The organism is Pseudomonas sp. MYb327 (genome assembly GCF_040438925.1).
Lineage (GTDB): Bacteria > Pseudomonadota > Gammaproteobacteria > Pseudomonadales > Pseudomonadaceae > Aquipseudomonas.
The window spans coordinates 4,144,830-4,158,335 of record NZ_CP159258.1 but is presented as its reverse complement, the minus strand read 5'-3'; the positions used below and the strand labels follow the sequence as shown (position 1 = coordinate 4,158,335).

15 protein-coding genes and 1 tRNA gene are annotated in these 13,506 nt (G+C 57.9%); 9 read left to right on the top strand and 7 right to left on the bottom strand.

Going from position 1 to position 13,506, the window contains the following annotated elements; genetic code table 11:
* Positions 1–2: 2 nt before the first annotated feature.
* From ABVN21_RS18765 to ABVN21_RS18740, 6 genes are all read right to left on the bottom strand, one after another.
* Positions 3–254, bottom strand: coding sequence for a hypothetical protein (locus ABVN21_RS18765; protein WP_339553453.1), 252 nt, complete (start codon positions 252–254; stop codon positions 3–5).
* Positions 251–538 carry a hypothetical protein gene (locus tag ABVN21_RS18760; protein ID WP_339553454.1) on the bottom strand — a complete coding sequence of 96 codons (288 nt, stop codon included), beginning with the start codon at positions 536–538 and terminating at the stop codon, positions 251–253. The genes ABVN21_RS18765 and ABVN21_RS18760 overlap by 4 nt, the downstream gene beginning before the upstream one ends.
* A gap of 538 nt (positions 539–1,076) precedes the next feature.
* Positions 1,077–1,286 carry an AlpA family phage regulatory protein gene (locus ABVN21_RS18755; RefSeq protein WP_339553455.1) on the bottom strand — a complete coding sequence of 70 codons (210 nt, stop codon included), beginning with the start codon at positions 1,284–1,286 and terminating at the stop codon, positions 1,077–1,079.
* A 139-nt stretch (positions 1,287–1,425) separates the two neighbouring features.
* Positions 1,426–2,184, bottom strand: coding sequence for a hypothetical protein (locus tag ABVN21_RS18750; protein WP_339553456.1), 759 nt, complete (start codon positions 2,182–2,184; stop codon positions 1,426–1,428).
* Between the two features lie 32 nt (positions 2,185–2,216).
* Positions 2,217–3,428, bottom strand: coding sequence for an integrase arm-type DNA-binding domain-containing protein (locus ABVN21_RS18745; protein WP_339553458.1), 1,212 nt, complete (start codon positions 3,426–3,428; stop codon positions 2,217–2,219).
* A gap of 187 nt (positions 3,429–3,615) precedes the next feature.
* A tRNA-Leu gene (locus tag ABVN21_RS18740) sits at positions 3,616–3,700 on the bottom strand.
* 106 nt (positions 3,701–3,806) lie between these two features.
* Between ABVN21_RS18740 and queA the strand changes: the two genes are divergently transcribed.
* From queA to ABVN21_RS18710, 6 genes are all read left to right on the top strand, one after another.
* Complete coding sequence (gene queA / locus ABVN21_RS18735) at positions 3,807–4,871, top strand: tRNA preQ1(34) S-adenosylmethionine ribosyltransferase-isomerase QueA (protein ID WP_339553459.1); 1,065 nt, start codon at positions 3,807–3,809, stop codon at positions 4,869–4,871.
* 14 nt (positions 4,872–4,885) lie between these two features.
* On the top strand, positions 4,886–6,001 hold the full coding sequence (gene tgt, locus ABVN21_RS18730) for a tRNA guanosine(34) transglycosylase Tgt (RefSeq protein WP_339553520.1): 1,116 nt from the start codon (positions 4,886–4,888) through the stop codon (positions 5,999–6,001).
* Positions 6,002–6,044: 43 nt separating this feature from the next.
* Complete coding sequence (gene yajC / locus ABVN21_RS18725) at positions 6,045–6,383, top strand: preprotein translocase subunit YajC (protein ID WP_007916913.1); 339 nt, start codon at positions 6,045–6,047, stop codon at positions 6,381–6,383.
* 64 nt (positions 6,384–6,447) lie between these two features.
* Positions 6,448–8,316 carry a protein translocase subunit SecD gene (gene secD / locus ABVN21_RS18720; RefSeq protein WP_339553460.1) on the top strand — a complete coding sequence of 623 codons (1,869 nt, stop codon included), beginning with the start codon at positions 6,448–6,450 and terminating at the stop codon, positions 8,314–8,316.
* A gap of 9 nt (positions 8,317–8,325) precedes the next feature.
* Positions 8,326–9,240 (top strand): protein translocase subunit SecF, encoded by a 915-nt coding sequence (secF, locus tag ABVN21_RS18715; protein ID WP_339553461.1) that lies wholly within the window; start codon positions 8,326–8,328, stop codon positions 9,238–9,240.
* A 120-nt stretch (positions 9,241–9,360) separates the two neighbouring features.
* Positions 9,361–9,912, top strand: a complete 552-nt coding sequence (locus tag ABVN21_RS18710) for a glycine zipper 2TM domain-containing protein (RefSeq protein WP_339553462.1) — start codon at positions 9,361–9,363, stop codon at positions 9,910–9,912.
* Positions 9,913–10,234: 322 nt separating this feature from the next.
* On the opposite strand, the gene suhB is transcribed toward ABVN21_RS18710, so the two are convergent.
* Positions 10,235–11,053 (bottom strand): inositol-phosphate phosphatase, encoded by an 819-nt coding sequence (gene suhB / locus ABVN21_RS18705; RefSeq protein WP_034150845.1) that lies wholly within the window; start codon positions 11,051–11,053, stop codon positions 10,235–10,237.
* Positions 11,054–11,199: 146 nt separating this feature from the next.
* Between suhB and trmJ the strand changes: the two genes are divergently transcribed.
* From trmJ to iscR, 3 genes are all read left to right on the top strand, one after another.
* Positions 11,200–11,970 carry a tRNA (cytosine(32)/uridine(32)-2'-O)-methyltransferase TrmJ gene (trmJ, locus tag ABVN21_RS18700; protein WP_008025492.1) on the top strand — a complete coding sequence of 257 codons (771 nt, stop codon included), beginning with the start codon at positions 11,200–11,202 and terminating at the stop codon, positions 11,968–11,970.
* Positions 11,971–11,972: 2 nt separating this feature from the next.
* Positions 11,973–12,749 (top strand): serine O-acetyltransferase, encoded by a 777-nt coding sequence (gene cysE / locus ABVN21_RS18695; protein ID WP_339553463.1) that lies wholly within the window; start codon positions 11,973–11,975, stop codon positions 12,747–12,749.
* 232 nt (positions 12,750–12,981) lie between these two features.
* Entirely contained in the window at positions 12,982–13,473 is a 492-nt protein-coding gene (gene iscR, locus ABVN21_RS18690; protein ID WP_007903581.1) for a Fe-S cluster assembly transcriptional regulator IscR, read from the top strand.
* Positions 13,474–13,506: the final 33 nt, after the last annotated feature.

The following is a 13,506-nucleotide window of genomic DNA, read 5'->3' as shown; positions in this document are numbered from 1 at the left end:
GGTTAGCCCCTTACGCGATTTACAATTAGTCGATCGTTGAAGGTCTTAACATCCTGTTCAACAATACTTCGGTAATCCGACGCTAAGTACTGAGCAATGCTTGCAAGTTTTACCGCGTGATTTTCATGGCCGTTTTTGAGTGAAGAGCTAATAGCGAAACTCAATGAATCAAACCAGGCGAGGTATTCGCTTGCTACTTCCAATTGATCAACGGCTTCATTGGCGATATTAGTAATGGTGTCCTTGGTGTTCATACGACACCCCCGACGGTTACAGCGGCAGGCGCCGCGCCAGAGTAACGATGTAGATAAAGGAAGTTATCACTGTCGAAAATTATGGATTCAAGACGACGCTCAAGTTCGCTCGCTATCGGATTATTGAACCCGCCAAGCTCTGGAATAACCTGGAACATGAGGATTGAACGTAGTTCTTTGAATGTGGCGCGAGCATCATTCATTCGAGCCATTTTTTCGGGGCTGATGTGCACGTCGCGCATGATCTCGCCTTCAAGCAGCAAGATTACTGGGAGGCTGTTCATTGGACACCGCCTTGCGCTTCCAGGGCGCGGGCCTGATCCATGTGGTGGTTGTAGCGTTTCAAGCGTACAGATAGGGACGAGTTTGCGCGGAGGGCGCTTAAGGCCATGCGGCGGTGAGCGAGGGCGCGAATTGCGGACGGAATGAGGGCTTGCTTCATGGGTGTAGCTCCGTTTACTTCACTGGAGCCACCGCGTTCTGCCGCCAAGCAGATAAGGGTGGCGAGTTGCATAGGATTGGCGGACCGGGGTAAACGGAGCCCGGCGCACCCTAAGGTGCTCCTACGCAACCCGCCATAACGCAATGATGCGGGCACAAAAAAAGCGCCTGCAATCGTAATGGGGGCGCTGTCGCGCCGTCTACTGGTCGACCCGCCAAGGTCGGTCGCTGATTTGGCAGCGACAGGCGAACGATAGCCGTGAAAGCTGCCAGTAGCAACCGGAAATTTATCCATTCGTGCCCTCGTGCCCTCACTCGTGCCCAGCCTTGGGTATGGGCACGAATGGGAAAAAAGGGCACGAATGATGAAAAGGGCACCCATTACGCAGCCTCGGCGCGAGCTTCAGCAATGCGCTCAGCAACCCAGGTATCGACCTCGGATTGCACCCAAACGACATGACCTGGCGCCAACTTCACCTGAGCAGGGAACGTGCCGGCCTTGATGCGGCGATACAGCTCTGACTGACTCAGGGATGTGATCGACAGGACTTCTTTGATGCGGATAAAGCGGCGGGTTTCTTGAGTAGCCATTCCGTGCGCCTCCTAAGGCGTGCTGGGGATGGCTAGGGATGTTGCAGGTCAAGGGCATTTCTTGGCAGTCCGGTGTGCGGAGCAGACCGTACAGTTTGCGAGGCAGACCGTACAGTTTGCGGCGCAGACCGTAATCAGTTCATTTACTTTTTTCGTGTTTGGCAATCCATTCGCCAAGCGTTCGTTCTTTGATCCCTGATATGCGCCCGACGACGCGACAAAAGTCCGCACGGCTTTTGTACTCACCGGAATCTTTATCCCATTCTGCCAGCAGCTGTGCTTTTATCTCGTTACTTGGGGCATGGCGCTGTGTTGCAGCTTTTTTTGCTCGTTGGGATGCCGCCGTTGAGCTGTATTTTTTATCGAATCCAACGGAGATAATGTTCTGGATTTTGCATCTTGTCCGCGCGATGTATTCGCACATTTCGAAGGCTTCGTTAAAAGATTCTTCTTTGTGAAGCCAGCATAGGTAGTCGTACTGGTAAATAAGTAGACCGCTTAGCTGCCAATAGTCGGCGTTGTCGTAAGACTTTGTCAGAACCATGACCGAAAAAGTATCTAATACCTCTCTCGTGGATTCGCCGGTACGAGGCAGGAACTTGTCACAAGTATCTTCCTCCTCCTCAAATTGGCCTTCTTTGAAACTCCCTGTTTCGAGCGCGTAATTAATTTCTAGTTCGTCAAGTGAACGCTCTATGAAGTCTCCTACTTCAATCGCGACATCGATTGGCCGAAATTCTTCCCAAGGCTGACCAAATAGGTCGTCAAAAACAGCTTCTGCAATACCATCAAACCATTCAGCCAGCGTGTCACGGAACTGTGGCTGTATATTGGCTAAGGGAGTCTCGCCACTCCAAAAGGGCGTGTAATCCGGAAGTTGCTCGTAGACTGCTTTCAAGTCGATATGCCGTAGATAATGGCAAAGCTTACTCAACTTTTTACGCTCCTGATCGCTACTACATTCGCGCCAGTGCATAGCGCCTCTACTGAGTCAGCCCATTCCTGCATCATCTGGCGACGTTGCGGAAGGTAATGAGCGTGGTTATAGGTGTCGCGGATCTCGTCCTGGTCGCCGTGGGCAAGCTGGCGCTCGATCCAGTCCCGGTTATAGCCGCGACTGTTCAGCTCGGTACTCAGCAGGTGGCGGAATCCGTGGCCGGTCTGCCGACCTTCATAGCCGATCTGGTGTAGGGCCTTATTCACGGTGTTCTCCGACTGTGGTCGTTCGCGGTTATTGCGCCCAGGGAAGGCGATGGGATAACTGCCGGTTATTTCCTTGAGTTCCAGCAGCGTGGCCACAGCTTGACGGGGCAGGGGCACTATGTGCGGTCGGCGGGCTTTCATCCGGGCGGCGGGAATTGTCCAGGTTGCCGACTCCAGGTCGAACTCATCCCAAGGCGCATGGCGCAACTCACCAGGGCGAACGCCAGTCAGCAGTAGCAAGCGCACAGCGATGCGGGTCATCACGTCGCACTTGGCAGCATCCAGTTTTCCCAGCAGCGCGGGAATCTCCGAAAGCGGCACGTGCGGGTGGTTCTTCGTCCTCGGGGCGATGGCCGCTACCACGTCCAGATCGGTCGCGGGATTTGACTCAACCGAACCCTTTGCCAGGCCGTATCGGAATATCTGACTCAGCCACTGGCGAACCTTCCCGGCAACATTAAGCGCGCCGCGAGTCTCGACTTTGCGCACCAGGGCGACCAGCTCGGGCCGGGTGATCTCTTGCAGTGGGCGCGGACCTATAACCGAGAGAATGTCGGCCTCCAGGTATTGCAGCGCCTTGGCGGCAGTGGCGGGCGCCCAGCGCGGAGAGTTGTAGGCGTACCACTCGCGGGCCAGTTCTTCGAAGGTGTGGACGTGTGCGGCTTGAGCGCGTTTCTCGTCCTGCTTGTGAGTGGTGGGGTCGATACCATCGGCCAGCAGGCGGCGAGCATCCTCGCGGCGCTCCCTGGCCTTGGCCAAAGTGACAGAGGGGTATGCACCCAACCCCATCATTTTTGCTTTGCCGCCGAAGCGGTAGCGGAATCGCCAGAGTTTCGAGCCGCCGGGGGTGACTTCCAGGCACAAGCCTGCAGCGTCGGTCAGCCGGTAGAGTTTGTCGCGGGGCTTGGCGGTGCGAGCAGCGGTGTCGGTGAGAGCCACGGCGGTTGCCTCTTGGCGGTCGTAATGTGAGTAGAAATATGGACCGAACTCGATCTACTCACAAATCTACTCACATAAAACCGGGCTTACAAGGGAACCGCTGGGAATCGTAGGCACAAAAAAACCGGCTACAAGGCCGGTTTCTCTGGTGTTCAGGGTCTGGTAGGGACCGCTGGACATATATACATGGTGCCCCGAGGGAGACTCGAACTCCCACTCCTTTCGAAAACGGATTTTGAATCCGCCGCGTCTACCAATTCCGCCATCAGGGCAATGGCCGCGGAGTATAGAGATGAGATAACCGCTGGTCAATCAGGTACATGGAGAAATTTTGATATTTCCGCTAGACTTCCCGGCCCTGCTAGACGACACCCCATCATGCGCGTTGCTGACTTTACTTTTGAGCTCCCTGATTCGCTGATCGCCCGCCATCCGCTGGCCGAACGGCGCAATAGTCGCCTGTTGACCCTTGATGGGGTCAGCGGCGCCCTGGCACACCGTCAATTCACTGATTTGCTGGAGCATTTGCGCCCTGGCGACTTGATGGTGTTCAACAATACCCGGGTGATTCCGGCGCGGCTGTTTGGCCAGAAGGCTTCCGGCGGCAAGCTGGAAATCCTGGTGGAGCGGGTGCTCGACAGTCATCGCGTGCTGGCCCATGTGCGTTCCAGCAAGTCGCCCAAGCCTGGGTCGAAGATCCTCATCGACGGCGGTGGCGAGGCCGAGATGCTGGCGCGGCACGATGCGTTGTTCGAGTTGGGGTTTGCTGAAGAGGTGTTGCCGCTGCTTGACCGCGTCGGGCACATGCCGCTGCCTCCTTATATAGACCGCCCGGATGAAGGCGCCGACCGCGAGCGTTACCAGACCGTCTACGCCGAGCGTTTGGGCGCGGTGGCGGCGCCGACGGCGGGGCTGCATTTCGATCAGGTGCTGATGGAGGCGATTGCCGCCAAGGGCGTCGAGACTGCGTTCGTGACCCTGCACGTCGGCGCTGGCACGTTCCAGCCGGTGCGCGTCGAGAAGCTTGAAGACCACCACATGCACACTGAATGGCTGGAAGTCGGCCAGGACGTGGTCGATGCCGTGGCTGCCTGCCGCACTCGCGGTGGTCGCGTGGTGGCGGTGGGGACCACCAGCGTGCGTTCCCTGGAAAGCGCCGCCCGCGATGGCGTGCTCAAGCCGTTCAGCGGCGATACAGACATTTTCATCTACCCTGGCCGGCCGTTTCATGTGGTCGATGCCCTGGTCACCAACTTCCATTTGCCCGAATCCACGCTGTTGATGCTGGTTTCGGCGTTCGCCGGTTATCCCGAGACCATGGCGGCTTACAAGGCTGCGGTTGACAACGGGTACCGCTTTTTCAGCTACGGTGATGCGATGTTCATCACGCGTAATCCTGCGCCGACTGCCCCTAAAGAATCGGGCCCAGAGGAAACTGTATGAGTCGCACCTGTCGTATGTCTTTCGAGCTGCTGGCCACTGATGGCAAGGCTCGTCGCGGTCGTTTGACCTTCCCGCGCGGTACCGTCGAGACCCCGGCCTTCATGCCGGTGGGCACGTACGGCACGGTCAAGGGCATGCTGCCACGGGATATCGAGGCGACCGGCGCTGAAATCATTCTGGGCAACACCTTCCACCTGTGGTTGCGCCCGGGCACGGAAGTGATCAAGAAGCACGGCGACCTGCACGATTTCATGCAGTGGAAAGGCCCGATCCTGACCGACTCCGGCGGTTTCCAGGTGTTCAGCCTGGGCGCCATGCGCAAGATCAAGGAGGAGGGCGTGACCTTCGCTTCCCCGGTCGACGGCGCCAAGGTGTTCATGGGCCCGGAAGAGTCGATGCAGGTCCAGCGTGACCTGGGCTCCGACATCGTGATGATTTTCGACGAATGCACGCCGTACCCGGCGGACGAAGACGTTGCTCGTATCTCCATGGAATTGTCCCTGCGTTGGGCCAAGCGTTCGAAAGAAGCCCATGGCGAGAACACGGCGGCGCTGTTCGGTATCGTTCAGGGCGGCATGCACCAGGACCTGCGCATGCGCTCCCTGGAAGGCCTCAACCAGATCGGTTTCGACGGCTTGGCCATCGGCGGCCTGTCGGTAGGCGAGCCGAAGCACGAAATGATCAAGGTGCTGGATTACCTGCCGGGCATGATGCCGGCTGACAAACCTCGTTACCTTATGGGCGTTGGCAAACCGGAAGACTTGGTTGAGGGTGTGCGCCGCGGTGTGGACATGTTCGATTGCGTGATGCCAACCCGTAATGCCCGCAATGGGCATCTGTTCATTGATACCGGCGTGCTGAAGATCCGAAATGCGTTCCATCGCCATGATGATTCGCCGCTCGATCCGACCTGCGATTGCTATACCTGCCAGAACTTCTCCCGCGCTTATCTGCATCACCTGGACAAGTGCGGCGAAATGCTGGGAAGCATGCTCAATACCATCCATAACTTGCGTCATTATCAAGTGCTTATGGCTGGTTTGCGCGAGGCTATTCAACAGGGTACATTGGCCGCCTTTGTCGATGCCTTCTACGCCAAACGCGGGTTACCTGTTCCGCCTTTGGACTGAGTTTTCTGACCCCAAGATTCAACATTTGCAACTGGAGTGCTAAATGAGCTTTTTTATCTCTAATGCCATGGCTGACGCCGCTGCACCTGCTGCTGCCGGCCCAATGGGCGGCGGTTTCGAGTGGATTTTCCTGGTCGGCTTCCTGGTCATCTTCTACCTGATGATCTGGCGTCCACAGGCCAAGCGCGCCAAAGAGCAGAAAAACCTGCTGAGCAGCCTGCAGAAAGGCGACGAAGTTGTGACCACTGGCGGCATCGCCGGCAAGATCACCAAAGTAGCTGACGATTTCGTTGTTCTGGAAGTTTCCGACACCGTCGAAATGAAATTCCAGAAAGGCGCTATCGCCGCCACGCTGCCAAAAGGCACGCTGAAAGCGATCTAAGTTTCAACTTCATATTCAATCGACGGGGCGCGCAAGGCGCCCCGCGTCATAAACGGGCGGCGTGATGCTGAACAAATACCCTCTGTGGAAATACATTCTGATCCTGGCGGTGCTGGCGGTCGGTCTGATTTATTCCGCTCCCAATCTTTATCCTGATGACCCGGCCATTCAGGTCAGCGGTGCAAGCACTGCGCTGCAAGTCAATCAGGCTGATCTGGATCGCGTGAGCGCTGCGCTCAAGGAATCCGGGATCAACGTCAAAGCTGCCACTTTGGCTGCCGGCGGCAAGGGCGGGCTGATTCGCCTGACCAAGGCTGAAGACCAGCTGCCAGCCAAGGACGTTGTGCGTAAGGCATTGGGTGATGACTACGTCGTCGCACTGAACCTGGCGCAAACCACTCCGCAATGGCTGCGCAACCTCGGGGCGCACCCGATGAAGCTGGGTCTGGACTTGTCCGGTGGTGTGCACTTCCTGCTGGAAGTGGACATGGACAAAGCCCTCGACGCACGCCTGAAAGTCTACGAAGGCGACGTCAAGAGCCTGCTGCGCAAAGAGAAACTGCGTTATCGCAGCCTGCCGCAACTCAACGGTGCCATTCAGCTGGGCTTCGCTGATGAAGACAGCCGTGAACAGGCCCGTTCGATCATTCGCAAGAACTTCAACGATTTCGACATTGTTCCGGCCGACCTCAATGGTCAGGCGGTGCTGCGTCTGGCGATGACCCCAGCCAAGCTGGCGGAAATCCGCGAATACTCCATCAAGCAGAACTTGACCACGGTACGTAACCGCGTCAACGAGCTGGGTGTTGCCGAGCCGATCGTCCAGCGTCAGGGCGCCAACCGCATCGTGGTTGAGCTGCCGGGCGTGCAGGACACCGCCGAAGCCAAACGTATCCTCGGCAAGACGGCCAACCTTGAGTTCCGTCTGGCCGCTGAGCCTGGCGCTTCGAAAGCCACTTCCGAAGAGTTCGAATTCCGCGAAGGCAAGCGTCCTCCTGCGTTGATCGAGCGTGGCCTGATCATCACCGGTGACCAGGTAACTGACGCCAAGGCTGGTTTCGGTGAGCACGGCACGCCGGAAGTGAACATCCGTCTGGATGGCCACGGCGGCGAGCTGATGAGCCGTGCGACCCGTTCGAACGTAGGTCGCAGCATGGCGGTGATCTTCATTGAGCAGCGTCCGGTGACCACCTACACCAAGCAAGTGGTCAACGGCGTCGAGAAAGACGTAGCGGTTCAGACCTTCAAGGAAGAGAAGAAGATCATCAGCCTGGCGACCATCCAGTCGCCGCTGGGTGCTCAATTCCGCATCACTGGCCTGAACGGTCAGGGTGAGTCGTCCGAACTGGCGCTGCTGCTGCGTGCCGGCGGTCTGGCTGCACCGATGTACTTCGCTGAAGAGCGCACCATTGGTCCAAGCCTGGGTGCGGACAACATCACCAAAGGTATCGACGCATCGCTGTGGGGCATGCTGTTCGTCTCGCTGTTCATCATCGCCATCTACCGCTTCTTTGGCATCATCGCCACCGTCGCACTGGCGGTGAACATGGTGCTGCTGCTGGCCCTGATGTCGCTGCTGGGTGCAACGCTGACCCTGCCGGGTATCGCCGGTATCGTATTGACCATGGGTATGGCGGTGGACGCCAACGTACTGATCTTCTCGCGTATTCGTGAAGAGATCGCGGCGGGCATGACCGTACAACGGGCAATCAACGAAGGCTTCGGCCGGGCATTCACTGCGATTCTCGACGCCAACCTGACAACATTGTTGGTCGGCGGGATTCTCTTTGCGATGGGCACCGGCCCGGTCAAAGGCTTCGCAGTGACCATGTCCCTCGGGATCTTTACCTCGATGTTCACGGCCATCATGGTGACCCGCGCGATGGTCAACCTGATCTTCGGCGGTCGTGACTTCAAGAAGTTGTGGATTTAAGGGGCTGCCATGTTACGTACAATCAACTTCATGGGCGTTCGCAACTTTGCGTTCGGCGTCACATTGTTCCTTACGGTCCTGGCACTGTTCAGTGTCTTCACCAAGGGCATGAACTGGGGCCTGGACTTCACCGGCGGTACGCTCATCGAGCTGACCTACGAGCGTCCGGCCGACGTCACCAAAGTGCGTGAGCAACTGGTGACCGCGGGTTATCACGAGGCGATCGTGCAGAGCTTCGGTGCGACTACCGATTTGCTGGTGCGCATGCCGGGTGAAGATCCGCAGTTGGGCCATCAAGTGGCAGAAGCGCTGTTGAAAGTCGGCGGCGAAAACCCGGCGACGGTCAAGCGCGTCGAGTTCGTCGGCCCGCAGGTGGGTGAAGAGCTGCGCGACCAGGGCGGCCTCGGCATGCTGATGGCGCTGGGCGGCATCCTGATCTACCTGGCGTTCCGCTTTCAGTGGAAGTTTGCAGTCGGTGCGATCGTTTCGCTGATACACGACGTGATCGTGACCATCGGTATCCTGTCGTTCTTCCAGATCACCTTCGACCTGACGGTGCTGGCGGCGGTACTGGCGATCATCGGTTACTCGCTCAACGACACCATCGTGGTATTCGACCGGGTTCGTGAGAACTTCCGGGTGCTGCGCAAGGCCAGCCTGATCGAGAACATCAACATCTCGACCACGCAAACCCTGCTGCGGACAATGGCGACTTCGATCTCCACGTTGCTGGCGATTGCGGCACTGCTGTTCTTCGGTGGCGACAACCTGTTCGGCTTCTCCATCGCCCTGTTCATCGGTGTTCTGGCGGGTACTTACTCGTCGATCTACATCGCGAACGTGGTGCTGATCTGGCTGAACCTGAGCACTGAAGACCTGATTCCTCCGGCTAATACCGAGAAGGAAGTCGACGACCGTCCTTGAGGGAAAATTCTCTTGGCGGCGTAGTCCAAAAAAGGCGCGAGTTGAACTCGCGCCTTTTTTTATGCTCCAAGGCTGGGAGAAGCGCGGACAAGTGCCGCATATGATGGTCAGGAGGTTCATGTGAACAAGTCGATGCTGGTTGGTGCGGTATTGGGTGCTGTCGGTGTGACTGCCGGGGGCGCTGTGGCCACCTACAGCCTGGTTAAAGATAACGGTCCTGAGTACGCGCAAGTACTCGCCGTTGAGCCGGTCAAGACACAAATCAAGACTCCACGTGAAGTGTGCAAGGATGTAACTGTCACCCGGCAAGCGCCGGTGAAAGATCAACACCAGATCGCTGGTACCGTGGTAGGTGCGCTGGCAGGTGGTTTGCTGGGTAACCAGATCGGCGGCGGCACCGGCAAGAAGATTGCCACGGTTGCAGGCGCGGTCGGCGGTGGTTATGCCGGTAACAAGGTGCAGGAGGGCATGCAAGAGCGTGACACCTACACCACGACCCAGACCCGTTGTAATACGGTGAACGACATCAGTGACAAGGTCGTGGGTTACGACGTGCGTTATTCGCTGAAGGGCAAGGAAGGCAAGGTGCGGATGGATCGCGATCCGGGCAACCAGATTCCGGTAGATAAGGAAGGCAAGTTGATCCTGTCTCAGAACGAGCCGGCTCAGTGAGTAGCTCAGCGTAAAAAGAAGCACCCTGCGGGGTGCTTTTTTTGTGCCCAAGATTTACTGCTGGCCTGTAGGAACCGGCTTGCTGGCGAATGATGCCGAGCGGTTTGTCAGATGCACCGCTATCGCTGGCAGGCCAGCTCCCACAAAGGCGTGGGGGTTGTTGGATTTGTAGGAGCCGGCTTGCTGGCGATAGCGGTGTAACAGCCGATATTAATGGTGGATGTCAGACCGAATCGCCAGCAAGCCGGCTCCTACAGAGGGCGCTTGAATTTCGGGCATAAAAAAAGCACCCCGAAGGGTGCTTTTTTCTGTCGCTGGAAGCTTAGCGCTTCAGCGAGGCTGGCAGGTGCGGCTGGATCGCTGTCAGTACTGCCTTGAAGCACTTGGTGTTACCGGCAACAACGTGGCCTTTTTCAAGGAAGTCGTGACCGCCGGTGAAGTCGCTCACCAAACCGCCTGCTTCCTGAATCAGCAGGGCGCCAGCAGCCATGTCCCATTCGGACAGGCCCGACTCCCAGAATGCGTCGAAACGGCCGGCAGCCACGTAGGCCAGGTCCAGGCTCGCCGAGCCAGCGCGGCGGATGCCGGCAGTCTGGCCAACCAGAGCGCGGAACATGCCCAGGTAGTTGTCGAGGTTGTCCATCTGGTCGTCACGGAATGGGAAGCCGGTACCCAGCAGGGCGCCGTCGAGGCTGGTGCGACCGCTGACGCGCAGACGACGACCGTTCAGTTGAGCGCCGCGACCACGGCTGGCGGTGAATTCTTCCTGGCGAACCGGGTCCAGAACCACAGCGTGCTCAAGACGACCACGGTATTTGCAGGCGATGCTGACAGCGAAGTGAGGAATGCCGCGCAGGAAGTTGGTGGTGCCGTCCAGCGGATCGATGATCCACAGGTACTCTTCGCCTTCGATGCCGGAGCCGGCGTGAAGGCCAGTCTCTTCACCCAGGATCGAGTGGTTCGGGTATGCCTTGCGCAGCGCGTCGATGATTTTCTGTTCAGCGGCGCGATCCACCTCGGATACGTAATCCTTGGCGTCTTTTTCGTCGACCTTGATGGTATCCAGGCGCTCGATGGAGCGGAAGATCAATTCACTGGCGCTGCGGGCGGCGCGCAGCGCGATATTCAGCATGGGCTGCATGGATGTGTCACCTAAGGTTGTTAAAGAAAGCCGGGCATTCTATCAGAAAGTTTCTACAGGAGAAGGTCGACGTTCGCTTTCATGGCTTAACGGTAGCTGGCGCTGTAAGATTCCGCTCCCGATTATCGTGTTCGAGAGCGCCTCCCTTGCTGCAAAACATTCGTGTCGTCCTGGTCAATACCAGCCATCCGGGCAATATCGGCGGGGCTGCGCGTGCCATGAAGAACATGGGCCTGTCGCGGCTGGTGCTGGTAGAGCCTCGTCTGTTCCCGCACCACGAGGCCGACGCCCGTGCTTCCGGTGCCGGTGACATCCTTGAAAACGCGCAAGTTGTCGCCACCTTGGAAGATGCCTTGGTCGGCTGCAACCTGGTGCTCGGCACCAGCGCCCGCGACCGGCGTATTCCCTGGCCGCTGCTGGATCCCCGCGAATGCGGCACCAAAGTGGTCGAGGAAGCCGGGCAGGGCGCGGAAATCGCCCTGGTATTCGGTCGTGAAGATTCCGGCCTGACCAACGAAGAGCTGCAGCGATGTCATTATCACGTGCACATCCCATCAGACCCTGAGTTCAGCTCTCTGAACCTTGGGGCAGCGGTGCAGGTGTTGAGTTATGAAGTGCGCATGTCCTGGCTGGCGGCCCAAGGTCAGCCAAGCAAGGTCGAGAAGGAAGAAGTGGCATCGGTCAAAAGCGCTGAGCTGGCGACCATGGATGAGCTTGAGCGATTCTATGAGCACCTGGAGCAAACCCTGGTGGCCATTGAATTCCTCGATCCGGAAAAGCCACGGCACTTGATGGCGCGCCTGCGCCGGTTGTACGGACGCAGCTCGGTCAGCCGGGCGGAAATGAATATATTGCGTGGCATCCTCACGGAAACCCAAAAAGCGGCCCGTGGTGAGCTTCTAAAGCGGAAGGATTAATGATGTTTGAGCGTTTGCGTGAAGATATCCAAAGCGTATTCCATCGAGACCCGGCGGCGCGTAACGCTTTTGAAGTCCTGACTTGCTACCCAGGCATGCACGCCATCTGGATCCACCGTTTGTCGGCAATGCTCTGGCGCGCCGACCTGAAATGGCTGGCACGGCTGGTGTCGAACTTCGGTCGCTGGTTGACCGGGATAGAGATTCACCCCGGCGCCAAGGTCGGCCGTCGCTTCTTTATTGACCACGGTATGGGCATCGTTATTGGTGAAACCGCCGAAATCGGCGATGACGTGACCATTTATCAGGGCGTGACCCTGGGCGGCACCAGCTGGAATAAAGGCAAGCGTCACCCAACGCTGGGTGATGGCGTGGTGGTCGGCGCGGGCGCCAAGGTACTTGGCCCGTTCACGGTCGGTGCCGGGGCCAAGGTCGGTTCCAATGCCGTTGTGACCAAAGAAGTTCCGCCGGGCGCCACAGTGGTGGGCATTCCGGGGCGAATCATCGTCAAGCCCGACGAAGAGCAGGACGCCAAGCGCAAGGCGATGGCCGAGAAAATCGGCTTCGATGCCTATGGCGTGACCGAAGACATGCCGGACCCGGTGGCTCGCGCCATCAATCAATTGCTCGATCACTTGCAGGCAGTCGATGGTCGTCTGGAGGGGGTGTGCGGAGCGTTGAAGGACCTGGGCAGTAATTACTGTGCGAAAGATCTGCCTGAACTGCGCGAAGAAGACTTCGCCTGTGTGAAGGACAAGGATCAGAGTCAGGCCAGCTAGACCGAGTCGACCTTATCGCGAGCAGTCCTACATTTGAAACGCGTTCCCCTGTAGGAGCGAGCCTGCTCGCGATAAACGATAACGCGCAATCACTGGCTGTAACCGGCCAGCCTTTGCTATGATGCGCCCGCTCTTTTGCGGGTAAACCTGACTAAAGTACTAGGTCTTATAGTTGACTTAAATACTCGGGAATTGCATACTCGCCCCATTCCGAACTCCGTGGTAATTGTCCATGCGACTGACTACAAAAGGCCGATACGCCGTGACCGCCATGCTTGACCTGGCGTTACACGCGCAGCACGGGCCCGTGTCCCTGGCCGATATCTCCGAGCGCCAAGGCATCTCCCTGTCCTACCTCGAACAGCTTTTTGCCAAATTGCGCCGCAGCAATCTGGTGTCCAGCGTCCGCGGTCCGGGCGGTGGCTACCAGTTGTCCCGCGACATGCAGGGCATTCAGGTTGCCCAGGTGATCGATGCGGTGAACGAATCGGTCGATGCGACCAAATGCCAGGGCCAGGGTGATTGCCATCAAGGCGACACCTGTTTGACCCACCACTTGTGGTGCGATCTGAGCCTGCAGATTCACGAATTTCTGAGCGGTATCAGCTTGGCTGACCTTGTGACTCGCCGTGAGGTGCAAGAAGTAGCCCAGCGTCAGGATCAACGCCGTTGCAACAGCAAGGCGCCACGCCTGGACAAGATTGAAGCGTCCGCCGTCGAATGACAGCCAGAGAGCTAAGCGGGACGCCAGCCAGCC